Here is a 15,622-nt window from a genome sequence, read left to right as displayed (position 1 = left end):
TCAGTAAATTCTTGTATAAATTATTTATATCATAAGTTTGTGATTTTAAAAATAAATCCATTATGAACTTAGTCCCCCTTAGCTTTTTTATTCTATTAGGATTGCATTAATAATTACGAGATTTGATTCATTTACTCCCCCTCAAAGCCCCCGTTAATTAGCCTTTTTATTTGAGTGAGCTAGTATTAGTTTATTTTTTATGACGAAGCCTTCAATTCATCACAATAATCCGCCCATCTCTGCATCATCTCTTTTCTCTTCTCTAAATGCTTAGTACGGTTATAAGCACGACCATGCATATCTTTTACCTGATGGGCAAGCTGTTGCTCAATCAATTCAATCGGAAATTCTAAAACTTCTTCTAAAATTGTACGCGCAGAAGCACGAAAACCATGTCCACATGCTTGTTCACTGGTATAACCTAAGCGGCGTAAAGCTTGATTAATGGTATTTTCTGACATGGGCTTTAAGTTGGAAGTGATTGCAGGAAATACATACTCACTTCTAGCTTTTGTTATTTGAGCAAGTTCTGAAAGCAAATGAATGACTTGCGTTGATAGAGGGACAATGTGCTGGACACCTGTCTTTGATTTTGTTTTTGGAGGGGTATAACTCCACAAGCCTTTTTGAAGGTCGATATCTTGCCACTTAGCATGTCTTAATTCGCCTGGGCGAACAAAAACTAGAGGAGCAATACGTAGAGCATATCGAGTGATTACTGAACCTTCGTAATGATCAATGTCTCGTAAGAGTAAGGCAAAATCTTTAGGTTCTACCAAAGCGGCCATATGTGTCACTTTGGGAGGGGAGATGGCTCCCTTTAAATCTTGAGTAACATCACGCTCACAAAATCCAATAGAAACCGCGTAGCGCAGAACTTGACCACATTTCACTTTGACCTTTTAAGCTGTTTCTAATTTGCCTTCTTTTTCATAAATTCGACAAACCTTCAGGATATCCATGGCTTTAATCTCATGTATTGGGATTTTACCAATATGCTGATTGATTACTTCTAATAAGCGTTGTTGCCCTTTAATCGTTGATTCAGCAAAGTCTTGCTTTGCCATCCACTCATTTGAAATATTTTGGAAAGTATTATTATTCGTATTTAATATCTCATTCTCAATTCTAACTTTTTCAACATGTGGGTCGATATTTTGAGAGAGAAGGGTACGGGCTTCTTCACGTCTAATTCTTGCATCAGCTAGAGTGACTGTTGGATAGGAACCAAAGCTTAAGGAATTTCTTTTTTTGGTATAGGGGCGTGAGTAGTCAAATCTCCAGCTCTTATCCCCAGTCTTAGAGATAATCAAAAATAAACCATTACCATCGGCAAGCTTCTGAACTTTTGTAGAGTCTGCTTTGATAGTTTTAATCTTGGTATCTGTAAGTGGTATAACTATTTTTGGCCTTTTTACGGTAAGAGTTTTTGCGGTAGTACATCTTACCGTAAAAATTACCGCAAAAAAATATGTATTAAGTTGGAAATTTATAGACTAAATTAGATTTGATTTTAATTAAATATTTGAATTTAATGTATGTTTTATTTTTGGGTGGAATGTTTTATATCAAAATAAACCATAAAATGGTGCGCCCTGCGGGACTCGAACCCACGTCGGTCGCTTAGGAGGCAACTGCTCTATCCAGTTAAGCTAAGGGCGCATAGTGCGGTGATTGTAAATGAAAAAGCATAAACAAAAAAGTGATTGCTAGAACAATCACTTTTTCAATACCGATCAAGTGTTTAATTCTTGGCTTTTAAATTCAGCACTTTATACAGTAAAAACATCAGCACAATCCAGATTGGAATCATCAGCACGGATTCCTTAAAGCCCTGCTGCCACATGATGTACAACACCCCAGCAATAAATGCCAAGACCAAATAGTTACTCAATGGCGACCATAACGCAGGGAAGCTGGTTTTCAGGCCTTTTGTCTTGGTCATCGCCTTGAATTTCAGGTGGGTCAGGCTGATCATCGCCCAGTTTAAAACCAGTGCGCCGACCACTACATACATCAAATGGCCAAGGGCATCTTCTGGAACAAAGTAGTTCAACAACACACAGCCAAAGATCAATAAGGCAGACAGTAAAACCGCTGGTACAGGCACACCCTGTTTATTGGTCTTGGCAAACACTTTAGGCGCATTGCCTTGTTCAGCCAGACCGTACAACATACGGCTATTGGCATACATACCACTGTTATAGACTGATAAAGCAGCAGTCAGGATAATAAAGTTAAGTAAATGTGCAGCCCAGCCAATTCCCATCTGGCTAAAGATCATCACAAATGGGCTTTTATCCAGACCGCCTAAATCTAACTGATTCCAGGGCACAAGTGATAATAAAATTGTGAGTGAACCGATGTAGAAAATCAGAATACGGAACACAACCTGATTGATCGCTTTAGGAATGGTTTTCTTTGGATCATTGGCTTCGGCTGCTGCCATACCAATCAGTTCAATCCCACCAAAGGCAAACATCAGGAACGCCAGCATATAGAACAGGCCATCGAAGCCATTTGGGAAAAATCCACCATGCGCCCAGAGGTTGCTAAATGAGGCGGTTGAATTGGCATCTGCGGTAAAGAGCAGGAACAGGCCAAACAGGATCATGGCAACCACGGCCGTGACCTTGATAATGGCAAGCCAGAATTCTGACTCACCATAAAACTTTACATTGGTCAGGTTAATGGCAGTAATGACGACAAAGAAGAACAGCACCGACTGCCAGGCGGCAATATGAGGCCACCAGTAATTGATATATTTGGCGACCGCCGTCAGCTCACTCATGGCAACAAGGATATACAATACCCAATAGTTCCAGCCTGACAGGAAACCTGGAAACTTACCCCAATACTGATAGGCGAAATGGCTAAATGAACCTGCAACAGGCTCTTCAACAATCATTTCACCAAGTTGACGCATGATTAAAAAGGCAATCAAGCCGCCAATCGCATAACCCAAAATAATGGATGGTCCAGCAGACTGGATCACCTGTGCAGAACCTAAAAATAAGCCCGTACCAATTGCTCCACCCATCGCAATGAGCTGGATATGGCGGTTTTTTAGTCCACGCTGAAGTTGAGAAGAATCGTTGTTCAAAGGACTGAGCTCGACGATGAATAAGTGGATTATTCTAATAGATTGCAGGATTTTCGCCTAGTAAAAGTACAGGCAGGCTATGACTGTAAAGTGGTTTTTAAAAGTTATTTAAAATCCTATATTTGAATGAGTGGTAAAATAAATATTGATTTATATTTGTACGCTTGAAAGGCAACTTTGTTTTCTAACCATGTTTGTTGGCTTTCGTGCTATTGTTAAATCATGCTGATATACCCAATATAAACAACATATTTTGCTAACGATAATTTGCCTAAAAAACCATTGGTCGTATGGCATTTTTGACTGCTGTGCAGTAACGTTGAACACAAAACCTAGCTGCACCAAAACATGATAAAAGGATGAAATTGACATGAGCTCAGTACCGCAAATCAAAGTCCCAGCAACCTATATGCGTGGTGGTACAAGTAAGGGGGTGTTTTTCAAGCTGGATGATTTGCCTGAAGCGGCACAGGTGGCAGGAAAGGCACGTGATCAACTTCTTCTTCGTGTGATTGGCAGTCCAGACCCTTATGGCAAGCAAATTGATGGCATGGGTGGTGCAACTTCAAGTACCAGCAAAACCGTGATTTTGGCAAAAAGTGCACAACCAGAACATGATGTCGATTATTTATTTGGACAGGTTTCGATTGACCAGCCATTTGTGGACTGGAGTGGTAACTGTGGCAACCTCACCGCAGCAGTCGGTTCATTTGCCATTTCCAATGGTTTGGTTGATGCAGAACGTATTCCTGAAAATGGTATTTGTACGGTACGCATCTGGCAGAAAAATATACAAAAAACCATTATTGCGCATGTGCCAGTAACCAATGGTCAGGTACAGGAAACAGGTGACTTTGAACTGGATGGCGTGACCTTTCCAGCAGCGGAAGTGCAGATTGAATTTTTAGACCCTGCCGATGATGGTGAAGAGGGTGGTGATATGTTCCCTACAGGCAATGTGGTGGATCAGCTTGAAGTACCTGAGATTGGTACATTTCAGGCCACCTTTATCAATGCGGGTATTCCAACCATTTTCCTGAATGCGGAAGATATTGGCTATCAGGGTACAGAATTGCAGGATCATATCAATGGTGATAACGCTGCTTTGGCACGTTTTGAAAAAATCCGTGCCTATGGCGCGCTACAAATGCGCTTAATAAAAGATATTTCTGAAGCGGCTGCCCGTCAGCATACGCCTAAAATTGCCTTTGTTTCTCAGCCGAAAGCCTATACCTCTTCAAGTGGTAAAACCGTTGAAGCGGCTGATGTTGATTTATTGGTGCGTGCCTTGTCGATGGGTAAGCTGCACCACGCTATGATGGGCACAGCCGCAGTTGCAATTGGTACGGCAGCAGCCATTCCAGGAACGTTGGTGAATCTGGCAGCAGGCGGTGGTGAGCGTGAAGCGGTTCGTTTTGGTCATCCATCAGGGACATTGCGTGTTGGCGCTCAAGCTGAGTTGATTGATGGCAAATGGGCCGTGAAAAAAGCCATTATGAGCCGTAGCGCACGTGTGTTAATGGAAGGTTGGGTGCGTGTACCAGGTGATACGTTCTAAATTATCCCAGTAAATCTCTTGATAGAGTCTCCTTTTGGAGGCTTTATTATTTTGAATAAGTTAAAAATACAAACACAATTTCCTGAGATAAATAATGGTATGATGTCGCCATTCTGACAGGTCCTGTCTTTATCCTTATCATTCAAGCTTCCAGAGGCAATTGTGTCATCTATTTCTCAAGTTAATGCGGATGTTTTACAACAAGCTCAACAACGTATTCAACAGGATTTATTGACAGCATTGGCTGCATTCTCCATTCCAGAACCGTTAAAGGCCGCTGTGCATCATGCCGTGATGCTAGGGGGAAAGCGTGTTCGTCCTGCATTGTGTTATGCGGCTGCCTCATTGCAACCCAACCCTTATTTTGCGGCCGCCCGCCGTGCGGCCGTTGCGGTTGAGTTGATCCACTGCTACTCATTGGCACATGATGACTTACCCTGTATGGATAATGATTTGCTGCGTCGTGGGCAGCCAACTTGCCATGTTGCATTTGGTGAGAACACTGCCTTGTTGGCAGGTGACATCTTGCAATCCATGGCATTTGAAATTCTGGGAAGCCGTTTGTTTGATGAACAGGGGCAGGGAACTGATGCTACAATTGTACTGAAGCAAATGCAGATTTTAGCCACCGCCAGTTCAAAAATGGTCTGTGGTCAGGTACTGGATTTACAGGCTGAAGGCAAACAGGTCGATCAGGCTGAACTGGAAAATATTCACCGTAATAAAACAGGTGCCTTGATTCAGGCCGCGATTATGATGGGTGCAGTGACAATTTTTGCAGGTACGGATCAGGCGATTCCAAAGTTGCGCCAGTTTGGGCAAAGCATTGGTTTGGCTTTTCAGGTTCAGGATGACATTCTGGATATTACCGCCAGCACTGAAACGTTGGGTAAAACTGCGGGTAAGGATGAGCAGGTACAAAAATCGACTTATCCAGCCTTAATGGGTTTGGAAAAAGCTCAGGCCTATGCGCAAACCCTACATGATCAGGCATTTGAAGCATTGGGCTATTTTGGTGATGGCGCCAGAGAGCTGGTGGCAATTGCACAGTTTTTACTGGCACGAAAAAGCTAATGACAGGAACAGCATCATAATGAATATTAAAACTTTACGTTTCGTGGGTACGCTTGAGGGAATCAGTTTCCTGTTATTGCTTGGTGTTGCGATGCCGATTAAATATATTTGGGATAATCCTGTTTTTGTCAAATACATTGGTATGGGACATGGAGTACTGTTCTTGTTGTTTTTAGCGGTCTTGCTGGTTGTTTGTCACCGTATGAAATGGTCACTGAGTATTTTTAACATGGGGTTGATTGCTGCGATCCTACCTTTTGGCCCTTTTATTTTTGATCGTAAAATTAAGAAATTAGCTGAGCAATAAATATCAACTACACAGCTTAGATGGTATTTGCTCAATAAAAAAACGCACCATCTTTAGGGATAGGGCGTTTTTTTTATAACTAAAAATTAATGCTTACCCATAATCCCACGAATTGCATTCAGTACATCAGCAGGCAATACCACTGTTTTTGAATTACTTGATTTGGATAAATCCTGCATGGCTTTCACATATTGTTCACCCAATAGGTAGGCAACAGGAATTTCTTTATCTCCCACAGCACTGGTGACCATTTCAATGGCACGTTGTGAGGCTTCAGCAAGTACCACTTGCGCTTCTGCATCACGACGGGAGGCTTCCAGACGACCTTCTGCACTTAAAATAGCTGCCTGTTTTTCACCATCTGCCTTGGTTACAGCAGCACGACGTTGACGCTCTGCTGCCGCTTGTTCTTCCATTGCAGCCTGCATGGTGTGAGATGGCTGGATATCCTGAATTTCAACGGTTTTGAGCGTGATTCCCCAGTCTGAAATATCATCAGAAATCGCGGCTTTTAATTTCGCCTTGATATGGTCACGGGAAGACAGCGCATCGTCCAGGTCCATTTCACCCACGATGGAACGTAGTGAAGTTTGAACAAGGTTTTGAATTGCCCATGTATAGTTTTCAATGCCATACACCGCTTTTTCAGGTGTGGTCAGGTTGATATAGGCAACTGCATTCATCACCAAGACCGCATTGTCGCGTGTAATCACTTCCTGTGAAGGAATATCCAGCACAATATCCTTGGTGGTGATTTTATAAGCCACTTCATCAACATATGGAATGACAAAATTCAGGCCAGGACTCAACGTAGTATGATATTTACCTAAACGTTGTACAATCCATTTATAACCCTGGGGAACAATACGAACCCCTTTAAAAATGGTTATACCAATAAAGACCAAAAGAGCTAAAACAATAATCGCTCCAGCAGACATATCAAAACCCTCTTTGTTATGAAATATTACTACTATGTGGTTGGACCACTAAATCATTACCTAGAATATCAACGACCCGAACACGGTCACCGACTTGAACAGCCGTTGTGGTTCGGCAATTCCATTCATCTGAGCCCAAAACAGGCATTGGAAAGCGTACAATGATCTGATCATGGTCAAGCCCAGTACGGATGACCATACCCACTTGTCCAATCGTGGCTTCCCGTGGTAATCCTGCCTTGGTTTTATCAGTCGAGAGTGGCTTGATAAACTTGAACCAGAGTATCGTACATAAAATAGATAAAATTCCCCAGGTCACCACTTGGGTGGTAAAGCCCATCATTGGGAAAAGCCACAGTAAAATACATACCATGACTGCTGCTATGCCAAACCATAATGCGGCAAAAGCAGGCAAAATCAACTCTGAAAGAATCAGTAAAATCCCTAATACGAACCAGTGCCAAGGTTCAACTACAAACTCCATAGATTTGCTCGCATCATTAAACTGAGTGGAGGTGAAAAAATATTCACTTTCCCCACTCTAGCAGATGATTATCTTTATGAATATAAAAAGATTGTTTTTTTAGGATGTGGGGAAAATGCGAGCTGGAAAGCTTACTTATAGAGCAAGCATTTTTGAAATGCACACCACCCCTTAATATTGTTTTTTTAGAATTTAGCCCGAGGCGCTGGCTGTAATGCAGCAGGGGATTTCTTAAAATCAGTAATGGCTTTTTGAATGGCAACGATTTTACCCTGAGCCGCTCTTTCACCCTCTAAAATCGCTTCATTACTTGATTTAAGATCAAGCACACCAAGATGACCAACTTTAGGCTGAATCACGACGTTTGCCTGATTCAGCTCCTCATTAATACTTTGCTGTCCCATAATATTAATGGTTTGGTCGAGCAATCCCCACATACTCAGTGGTTTGTCACCCGTTGGACGGGCTGAAATATCCACCGCAATCACAAGATCAGCACCCATATCCTTTGCTGTTTTTACTGGAATTGGGCTGACCAGACCGCCATCGACATATTTGGTATTGCCAATTACAGTGGGTACAAAAACGTTCGGAATACTACAGGATGCACGCACTGCCTGACCTGCATTGCCCTTAATAAATTCAGCCTTTTTGCCATTGTCTAAACGGGTTGCAACCGCAGCAAAACGGATTGGGAACTTTTCAATCGGTTTATTGCCCACCTGAGCATTGACATAGTTCTGTAGTTTCTGACCTAAAATAATGCCCTGACTGTTGAGGGTTAAATCACGCAGATCAGACTCTTGCAGCTTTAGGGCAAGGTTTTGCATTTGATAAGGTGTTTGACCGCTTGCATAGATACTGCCCACAAAGCTGCCTGCACTGGTGCCTGTCACAATCTTGGCCTTAATCCCATGTGATTCCAGCACCTTGATCACACCAATATGGGCAAAACCCTTGGCCCCGCCACCACCCAACGCCAGTGCGATCACAGGTTCACGGGCCTTGATTGCTGTTGTAGGCGGTGTTTTTTTTGCAGTCTGATCACAACCAAATAAAGCCAGGCTAACTAATGCCAGGCAAGACAGTCGAGCAATTTTCATATTAAATACAGATAAAGTGTACAAAAAGATGGGCACATCAGAGCAGATTTGCCCTTAATTTTCTAGTTTTTTTTCACAAGTTTTTGTAAGGTTTCAGCCAGCTAGTGTGGATTCTTTGGTGAGAAATGGCCCTCATAACATTTCATAATTTTTCAAGGTCTTGCTGGTAGTGTCCTGTCGTGGTGAATGCGCCCAGACTATAGATGGTCTTGTGCTCATAATCGAAAGAAAATATCACAATCGGTACACCAGCGGCATGGGCAATATGATAAAAGCCACTTTTCATCCCTGACCAATGAAAAGTTTTCTGCACAATGCACGACTATACGCTCTGCCACGTTGCGGAACTAAGGGCGGTAAACCTGGAAAATCTTGTGGCATAAGCGAAGATAGATCATGAACAACTCCTATCATCTTAAATCCTCATGACAGTGCCTGCATTGGCAAAAAATAAGATTTTATTGCCATGACACTGAAAGGATTGGATACTTTGGGCTTCGCCATAGCTTGCCAAGGGAAACTGAAAAAGTGCCTAGTCTCAGACAGATTTACATTTTATTGTTTTCCCTATATTGGGCACAGGGACTTCCCGTTGGCTTTATGACCCACGCCTTACCCGTGATTTTAAGGGCGCAGGGGGTATCTCTGGCACATATTGGTGGCTTTGGGTTGTTGATGCTGCCGTGGTCAATCAAGATTTTTTGGGCGGCCTATGTGGATCGTTATGCCTTGTCACGTTTGGGGCATTATCGTAGCTGGATTGTCCCCACTCAATTATGTAGTGTGTTTATTCTGGTCATTTTGTCTTTTTTTCCCATTCAGTCTCTGGACCAACCCAGCTATTTGATCATTTTTTTTGTGCTATTGCTGCTCATGAACCTTACGGGAGCAACTCAGGATATTGCCACAGATGGTCTTGCTGTGAACCTGCTTAAAAGTGATCAGCAACATTGGGGCAATACCTTTCAGGTGATCGGTTCCCGTCTGGGCTTTATTGTCGGTGGTGGAGCGGTACTCTGGGGGCTGGACTGGCTACATTGGCAGGCAACATTTCTTGTGTTGGCGGTACTGGTTTTCCTGAACACATTACCTGTTTTATTTTATCGGGAACCGCTTCATTCAAGGCCAAGCGTTGATGATCCACAGGTTGCTCCCTCATTCATACAGGCCATCAGGAATTACCTGAATTATTTTAGCTCATCCAAAGCGCTTAAAAGCTGGTTAATGGTCTTGATCAGCTTCAAGGTCGCGGATGGTTTGGCAGGGCCATTATTAAAGCCGCTTATGGTGGATATGGGATTGAGTTTCACCCAAATTGGCGTGTTTATCACCATGTTTGGTGCCATCGCTGCGCTGATCGGGGCAGCTTGTGCAGGTGTGCTGCTGAAGTATTTTTCTCGGGCACAGTGTCTGATCATATTTTCCCTGTTGAAAATCCTGAGTCTGGTCGCTTATGCCTTTGTTGCATATGCATATGACCAGCAGGTTCAGGTTGCACCGTTATGGCTATATGCCGTGAACGCATTTGAAGATGCCTGTTCCGCGATGCTGTTGGTGGTGATGTTGACCTTGGTGATGCAATATAGCCGTAAGCAATTTGCTGGAACAGACTTTACCTTTCAGGTGTCAGTCATGGCGACAGTGAGTGGTTTGCTGTATCTGATCAGTGGAATCGTAGGGGATGTACTCGGATATTACCGTTATTTAGCCATGATTTGTGGGGTTGCCATTTTCTGTTTATGGCCGATATTCCTTTGGAAAAATAATGCAAGATGAAAATATAGTTTTATTACAATTTTTTCTAAAATGGCCTACGATTGAAATAGGTTTTATGTGCTGAAGTCATGTTTTATATGGAAAACTGAAGTAATTTATAAAAAATAGTTGTTTTATGAATAAAGGTGTTTTTATTGAAATAGAAAATAAATTTATTTTCTTAAATGATTGATAGTTAAAATAATAATCTGGATGATGAGATAAGAAAAATCGAGTTAAAAGGTACTGAAAAAGTGTCTAAAAATTAAACTTTAGTCGAAAATGGAATAAATTAATAAGATTTTAATCGTTTTGTCATATAAAGTTAATGTGTAGGATTTGTTACAAATTTAGCTAGGACGTACACAATGAAAATCAAAATTGTAACAGCAGCAGTGTTTGGTTTACTTGCAACCACAACATTTGCAGCACCGACCATTTACGGTGAAATTGATGCCAGTGTTGACTATCTACCAGAAAAAAATGCAACCAAGGCCAACAAGGATGTTTGGGAAATTAGTTCAAACAGTTCATTTATTGGTGTTAAGGGTGATGAAAAACTTACAGACCGTTTAAGTGCCGTTTATGCTATTGAATGGGGCTTCAGCGCAGATGGTGACAGTACAGACTGGTCACAGCGTAACCGTTTTGTCGGTTTAAAAGATGTCCAGTTGGGTACAGTGAAAATTGGTGTACATGATACGCCATTGAAGCAACTTTCTAGTGTCGTTGATACTTTTAACAACTATGTTGCCAATAAGGCCGACATTGGTGGAATTTTTGGTGGTGAAACACGTGTTAGCAACGTCGTTGTTTATGAATCACCAGCAGTAAAAGTTCCTGTACTGGACGGAGCCATTAAAGTAAGTGGCCTATTGGCAACAGGCGAAGCAACAGGAATTGATACCAGTAAATCAGGTGTTGTTAAAACAGCAGGCCGTGGTTTAGGTGATGCATGGTCAGCGTCAGCAAGCTTTGAAAGTCCGTTATTGGTTGCTGGTATTGGCTATGATAAAGCCATTCCAAGCACATTCCTTGGACGTGGCTTTTTAAATGCCTCTGACAAGGCAATTTCACCAACGGCTGCCCCAGCGATATTTGCCGAGGCAAACACCATCCGTGCCATTGGCCGTGTCAACCCAGTGAATGGTTTGGCGCTGAAAGCACTATTCCAAAGCTCTGAGGTCGAGAATGTGGCTGGCAATACCGCAGGCGCAGACAAGATTGATGATGCCAAGGGCTGGTTGCTTGGTGCGGAATACACCATTCCACAGGCAAAAAACTGGACAGTAAAAGGTCAATATAGCCAGAACACCACCAGCTTTAAGGATACCACGGCTGACTTTGAAGCCAAACAGATCATTGGTGGCGTGGACTATGCATTTAACAAGCAGGTGAAGACTTATGGTTATGCAGGCTACCTGACGCTTGAGCAGGCCAGTAAAAAGGATAAACAGCCTGTTGCTGGTTTAGGTCTGGAATTTAAGTTCTAAGAATTAATATCATCATTTTAACAAAAAGACGATCACTTGATCGTCTTTTTCTATTTAAGTCATTTTTAAGTTTGTATTTTTATATTAAAAAGGAAGCAGGATATTGATGTTCAGACTGTAATGATGACATTTTTTCAACAATTAAAGATAAAACCCATTTCTTTAATTGTATTTAATCTATTGTTGGCAATTTGGTTGGGTGTGTTTTTAAATATTGCCTTTTTTGAAAAAATACGCATGCTGACACCATATAATGGTGTAAAGGCAGGATTATTTGTTGTCGCTTCAATCATTATTGTGGTTGCCGCCTATAACTTTATTTTCCAGCTTTTTAACTGGAAATGGACAGCAAAACCTCTGGCGATTGCATTGGTATTTATTGGCGGTTTTTCCGCTTATGCAGTGAATACCTTGGGTGTGCTGATTACATCTGACCAAATTCAGAACTTGATGCAGACTGATATTGCGGAAGCGCGTGATACTTGGTCATGGCATTTGCTGACATGGACTTTGGGAATGATAGTACTGCCAATTATTGTAATTCTCATGATGAAAATCAAACCTGAACCCATCATTCGCCAGCTATTGCACAAGGTCATTGCTTCTGTTGTCTCTCTGGTGATGGTGTTAGGGCTATTATTTGTTTTCTATGTTGATTTTGCTGCAATCTTTCGTGAAAACCGTGACCTGAAAGGCATGATTTCGCCGCAGAACATGATTGCTTCCTTTGCTTCGTATTATAAGAAGAAAGCGCCGAAAGAGAATTTACCGCTAGTCGTGTATGGTGAAGATGCGGTGATGAAAAAAGCACAAAATTCATCTTTACCCAAGCTGATGGTTCTGTTCGTAGGTGAGACAGCACGTGCTGAAAACTTCTCCTTAAATGGTTATGGCAAAAATACCAACCCGAAACTGTCACAACAGGATATTTTAAACTTCTCGCAGGTCAGTTCATGTGGTACGGCAACCGCAGTTTCGGTTCCCTGTATGTTTTCAGGTATGCCGCGTAAAGAGTATGAGGAACGTTTGGCTATCCACCGTGAGGGGCTACTCGATATTGCACAACGTGCAGGCTATCAGGTGACCTGGATTGATAATAATTCAGGCTGCAAAGGCACCTGTGACCGTGTCAATCAATTCAAGATTCCTGAACCACTCCAGCAGAAATGGTGTGAAGACAAGGAATGTTTTGACGATATTCTGATTGATAGCTTTAAGGCCTATTTAGCCACAATTCCGCAAGATGACAATCGTCCACGTTTGATTGTACTGCATCAAATGGGCAGTCACGGACCAGCCTACTATAAACGTATTCCCGCACAATTCAAAGTGTTCAAGCCGACCTGTGACACCAACGCCATTCAGGGTTGTAGCAGAGATGCATTGCTGAACAGTTATGACAATACCTTGCTCTATACCGATTATGTTTTGGACAGCCTGATTGAAACATTAAAAAATACAACGAAATACCAAACTGCTTTGTGGTATTTATCTGATCATGGAGAGTCCACAGGTGAAAGCGGTATCTATTTGCATGGTGCGCCTTATGCGATTGCACCAACGCAACAAACCCATATCCCGATGCTGATGTGGTTCTCCACTGTCTGGAAAAATCAGGCAAAACAACAGGTCAAGTGTTTGGCACAACAGGGCAGGCAGGAGTTGAGTCAGGATAACCTGTTCCCGACCATGCTGAGCCTGCTAGATGTCAAAAGCAAGGTGATCGACCCGAACAACGATATGCTGGCAGCATGTCCTAATCCATAAGGTGTGATGAAATCATGACCAAAATCTTGATGATCGAAGATGATTTTATGATTGCAGAGTCAACAATGACCCTGCTGCGCTATCATCAGTTTGAAGTGGAGGGAGTCAATAATGGGGTCGATGGCTTGGCATTGCTGACCAAACAGTCTTTTGATCTGGTTCTGCTGGATTTAGGCCTGCCGCTGATGGATGGTATGCAGATTCTCAGACAGATTCGCCAGCGTACCTCAATTCCTGTGCTGATTATTTCGGCACGCGACCAGTTGCAGAATCGGGTGGATGGACTGAATCAGGGTGCGGATGACTATTTGGTCAAGCCTTATGAGTTTGATGAATTGCTGGCCCGTATCAATGCACTATTGCGCCGTGGAAATTCAGAAACCGCCTTATTGAAAAACCAGTCACAGCTAATTAAAAGTGGTGAGTTGACGCTGGATGTGGAACAGCATTTGGCGACTTTTAAAGGGCAGCAAATTGAATTGTCCAACCGTGAATGGGCCATCCTGATCCCAATGGTTACGCATCCCAATAAAATCTTTTCCAAAGCCAACCTTGAAGACAAGCTATATGATTTCGATAGTGAGGTGACAAGCAACACCATTGAGGTGTATGTCCACCATTTGCGTGCCAAGCTTGGCAAGGACTTTATTCGAACCATTCGTGGGCTAGGCTACAGACTGGGACAACCCTGATTATTTATGAAAAAAATGAAGCAATATTCACTGAAAAAAAGACTGATTTGGGGAACATCTGTCTTTAGTCTCCTGCTTGGATGCTTGCTGATTTTTACCGCCTATAAAATTGCCCTGCATGAGGTCAATGAAATTCTGGATACCCAGATGCAGTATATGGCTGAACGCTCCGCCGTTGAACCGATCATAAAGATTGCCAGCAAAATAGAACTGCACCGCAGTTACCATGAAGAGGATTTACTGGTTGATATTTGGGCATATAAAGATCAAAGCCACCTTTGGCACCCAACCCATTTACTGGTTCCCCCTGTAAAACAGGCGGGTTTTTATACCCAAAATACTGTGCAGGGCACATGGCGGGTTTATGTATTTCCCTTAAAAGACTATCAAATCCAGATTAGCCAGCAGGAAAAGGTACGTCAAAGCTTTGCCTGGGAACTAGCGGGCAGCATGTTTATTCCCTATATCCTGATGTTGCCATTTGCGATCATTGTACTGGCCTTTATTATCAGTTTAAGCCTAAAACCACTGGAAGACTTTAAAACTGAGCTGACCCAACGAGGGTCTGAGGGATTGGCACCAATTGATAGTGACGAATATCCGCAGGAGTTGATTCCAACCATTGAGGAAATGAACCGTTTATTTGAACGGATCCAGCACGCACAGACCGAACAGAAACAGTTTATTGCCGATGCGGCACACGAACTCAGGACGCCTGTCACCGCCTTGAACCTGCAAACCAAGATTCTGATTAGCCAGTTTCCTGAACATGAGGCTTTGCAAAACCTCAGCAAGGGGCTGGCGCGTATTCAGCACTTGGTAACACAGTTGCTGGCCTTGGCGAAACAGGATGTTGGATTAAGCCTGATTGAACACAATACCAGGTTTTGCCTGAATGATGTGGCACTGAACTGCGTGGAGCAACTGGTCAATCTGGCAATGGAGAAAGAAATTGATCTGGGCTTTGAGCGTAATGACCTGATTGAAATGCAAAGCCTTGAGCCAACCGTTCACTCGATTATCTTTAACCTGATTGATAATGCGATCAAGTACACTCCGAATCAGGGCATCATCAATATTTCGGTTTATGATGATACCGATGGCTTTGCCTACGTGCAGATTGATGACAGCGGGCAGGGCATTGATCCAGACCAATACGACAAGGTTTTGAAGCGTTTTTACCGTGTGCATCATCATCTGGAAGTGGGCAGCGGTCTTGGACTTTCAATTGTGGATAAGGCCACGCAGCGTTTGGGTGGCACACTCACTTTATCAAGAAGTATGGATTTAGGCGGTTTATCGGTGCTGGTAAAACTTCCTAAAAAACTGGAGCATCATGCATAGAGAA

The 15,622-nt window shown here is 42.7% G+C and carries 12 protein-coding genes, 1 tRNA gene and 2 pseudogenes; 8 read left to right on the top strand and 7 right to left on the bottom strand.

Features of this window, described 5'->3' with window-relative positions:
- Positions 1–197 precede the first annotated feature (197 nt).
- From F972_RS03930 to F972_RS03920, 3 genes and pseudogenes are all read right to left on the bottom strand, one after another.
- A pseudogene (locus F972_RS03930) lies at positions 198–1,457 on the bottom strand (tyrosine-type recombinase/integrase).
- Between the two features lie 129 nt (positions 1,458–1,586).
- Positions 1,587–1,662 (bottom strand) — tRNA-Arg (locus tag F972_RS03925).
- A gap of 82 nt (positions 1,663–1,744) precedes the next feature.
- On the bottom strand, positions 1,745–3,103 hold the full coding sequence (locus F972_RS03920) for an amino acid permease (protein WP_004755979.1): 1,359 nt from the start codon (positions 3,101–3,103) through the stop codon (positions 1,745–1,747).
- A gap of 370 nt (positions 3,104–3,473) precedes the next feature.
- On the opposite strand from F972_RS03920, the gene prpF reads away from it, so the two are divergent.
- The 3 genes from prpF to F972_RS03905 all read left to right on the top strand — a co-directional run bounded on the left by prpF (position 3,474) and on the right by F972_RS03905 (position 6,042).
- Complete coding sequence (gene prpF, locus F972_RS03915) at positions 3,474–4,661, top strand: 2-methylaconitate cis-trans isomerase PrpF (RefSeq protein ID WP_004681566.1); 1,188 nt, start codon at positions 3,474–3,476, stop codon at positions 4,659–4,661.
- Positions 4,662–4,823: 162 nt separating this feature from the next.
- A complete protein-coding gene (locus tag F972_RS03910; protein ID WP_004764028.1) occupies positions 4,824–5,735 on the top strand; it encodes a polyprenyl synthetase family protein in 912 nt (303 codons plus the stop codon).
- A gap of 19 nt (positions 5,736–5,754) precedes the next feature.
- Positions 5,755–6,042 carry a DUF3817 domain-containing protein gene (locus F972_RS03905; RefSeq protein WP_004681563.1) on the top strand — a complete coding sequence of 96 codons (288 nt, stop codon included), beginning with the start codon at positions 5,755–5,757 and terminating at the stop codon, positions 6,040–6,042.
- 86 nt (positions 6,043–6,128) lie between these two features.
- On the opposite strand, the gene F972_RS03900 is transcribed toward F972_RS03905, so the two are convergent.
- The 4 genes and pseudogenes from F972_RS03900 to F972_RS14750 form a co-directional block, all read right to left on the bottom strand.
- On the bottom strand, positions 6,129–6,980 hold the full coding sequence (locus tag F972_RS03900; RefSeq protein WP_004675007.1) for an SPFH domain-containing protein: 852 nt from the start codon (positions 6,978–6,980) through the stop codon (positions 6,129–6,131).
- 16 nt (positions 6,981–6,996) lie between these two features.
- Positions 6,997–7,464 carry an NfeD family protein gene (locus tag F972_RS03895; protein ID WP_004675003.1) on the bottom strand — a complete coding sequence of 156 codons (468 nt, stop codon included), beginning with the start codon at positions 7,462–7,464 and terminating at the stop codon, positions 6,997–6,999.
- A 185-nt stretch (positions 7,465–7,649) separates the two neighbouring features.
- Complete coding sequence (locus F972_RS03890; RefSeq protein ID WP_004764025.1) at positions 7,650–8,567, bottom strand: patatin-like phospholipase family protein; 918 nt, start codon at positions 8,565–8,567, stop codon at positions 7,650–7,652.
- 101 nt (positions 8,568–8,668) lie between these two features.
- A pseudogene (locus F972_RS14750) lies at positions 8,669–8,853 on the bottom strand (hypothetical protein); the annotation flags it as partial.
- Between the two features lie 242 nt (positions 8,854–9,095).
- On the opposite strand from F972_RS14750, the gene F972_RS03885 reads away from it, so the two are divergent.
- The 5 genes from F972_RS03885 to F972_RS03865 all read left to right on the top strand — a co-directional run bounded on the left by F972_RS03885 (position 9,096) and on the right by F972_RS03865 (position 15,618).
- Positions 9,096–10,343: an MFS transporter gene (locus F972_RS03885; RefSeq protein WP_004755971.1), complete on the top strand. Its 1,248-nt coding sequence runs from the start codon at positions 9,096–9,098 to the stop codon at positions 10,341–10,343.
- A gap of 347 nt (positions 10,344–10,690) precedes the next feature.
- On the top strand, positions 10,691–11,815 hold the full coding sequence (locus F972_RS03880; protein ID WP_004764023.1) for a porin: 1,125 nt from the start codon (positions 10,691–10,693) through the stop codon (positions 11,813–11,815).
- Between the two features lie 120 nt (positions 11,816–11,935).
- Positions 11,936–13,582 carry a phosphoethanolamine transferase gene (locus F972_RS03875; RefSeq protein WP_004764021.1) on the top strand — a complete coding sequence of 549 codons (1,647 nt, stop codon included), beginning with the start codon at positions 11,936–11,938 and terminating at the stop codon, positions 13,580–13,582.
- A 14-nt stretch (positions 13,583–13,596) separates the two neighbouring features.
- The gene (locus F972_RS03870) at positions 13,597–14,274 is read left to right on the top strand and encodes a DNA-binding response regulator PmrA (protein WP_004764020.1); all 678 of its coding nucleotides are present in this window, start codon (positions 13,597–13,599) and stop codon (positions 14,272–14,274) included.
- Between the two features lie 6 nt (positions 14,275–14,280).
- A complete protein-coding gene (locus F972_RS03865; RefSeq protein ID WP_004755965.1) occupies positions 14,281–15,618 on the top strand; it encodes an ATP-binding protein in 1,338 nt (445 codons plus the stop codon).
- Positions 15,619–15,622: the final 4 nt, after the last annotated feature.

The sequence above is a fragment of the Acinetobacter sp. CIP 102529 genome, assembly GCF_000368325.1.
Taxonomy (GTDB): Bacteria; Pseudomonadota; Gammaproteobacteria; order Pseudomonadales; family Moraxellaceae; genus Acinetobacter; species Acinetobacter parvus.
The sequence above is the reverse complement of the archived record's forward strand: the minus strand, read 5'-3'. Positions and strand labels throughout refer to the sequence as shown.

What these genes read in the sequence shown, in the direction of transcription:
- prpF (WP_004681566.1), top strand. Translation starts at nt 3,474, where the DNA reads ATGAGCTCAGTACCGCAAATCAAAGTCCCAGCAACCTATATGCGTGGT.
- F972_RS03905 (WP_004681563.1), top strand. Translation starts at nt 5,755, where the DNA reads ATGAATATTAAAACTTTACGTTTCGTGGGTACGCTTGAGGGAATCAGT.
- F972_RS03900 (WP_004675007.1), bottom strand. Translation starts at nt 6,980, where the DNA reads ATGTCTGCTGGAGCGATTATTGTTTTAGCTCTTTTGGTCTTTATTGGT.
- F972_RS03895 (WP_004675003.1), bottom strand. Translation starts at nt 7,464, where the DNA reads ATGGAGTTTGTAGTTGAACCTTGGCACTGGTTCGTATTAGGGATTTTA.
- F972_RS03890 (WP_004764025.1), bottom strand. Translation starts at nt 8,567, where the DNA reads ATGAAAATTGCTCGACTGTCTTGCCTGGCATTAGTTAGCCTGGCTTTA.
- F972_RS03880 (WP_004764023.1), top strand. Translation starts at nt 10,691, where the DNA reads ATGAAAATCAAAATTGTAACAGCAGCAGTGTTTGGTTTACTTGCAACC.
- F972_RS03875 (WP_004764021.1), top strand. Translation starts at nt 11,936, where the DNA reads ATGATGACATTTTTTCAACAATTAAAGATAAAACCCATTTCTTTAATT.
- F972_RS03870 (WP_004764020.1), top strand. Translation starts at nt 13,597, where the DNA reads ATGACCAAAATCTTGATGATCGAAGATGATTTTATGATTGCAGAGTCA.
- F972_RS03865 (WP_004755965.1), top strand. Translation starts at nt 14,281, where the DNA reads ATGAAAAAAATGAAGCAATATTCACTGAAAAAAAGACTGATTTGGGGA.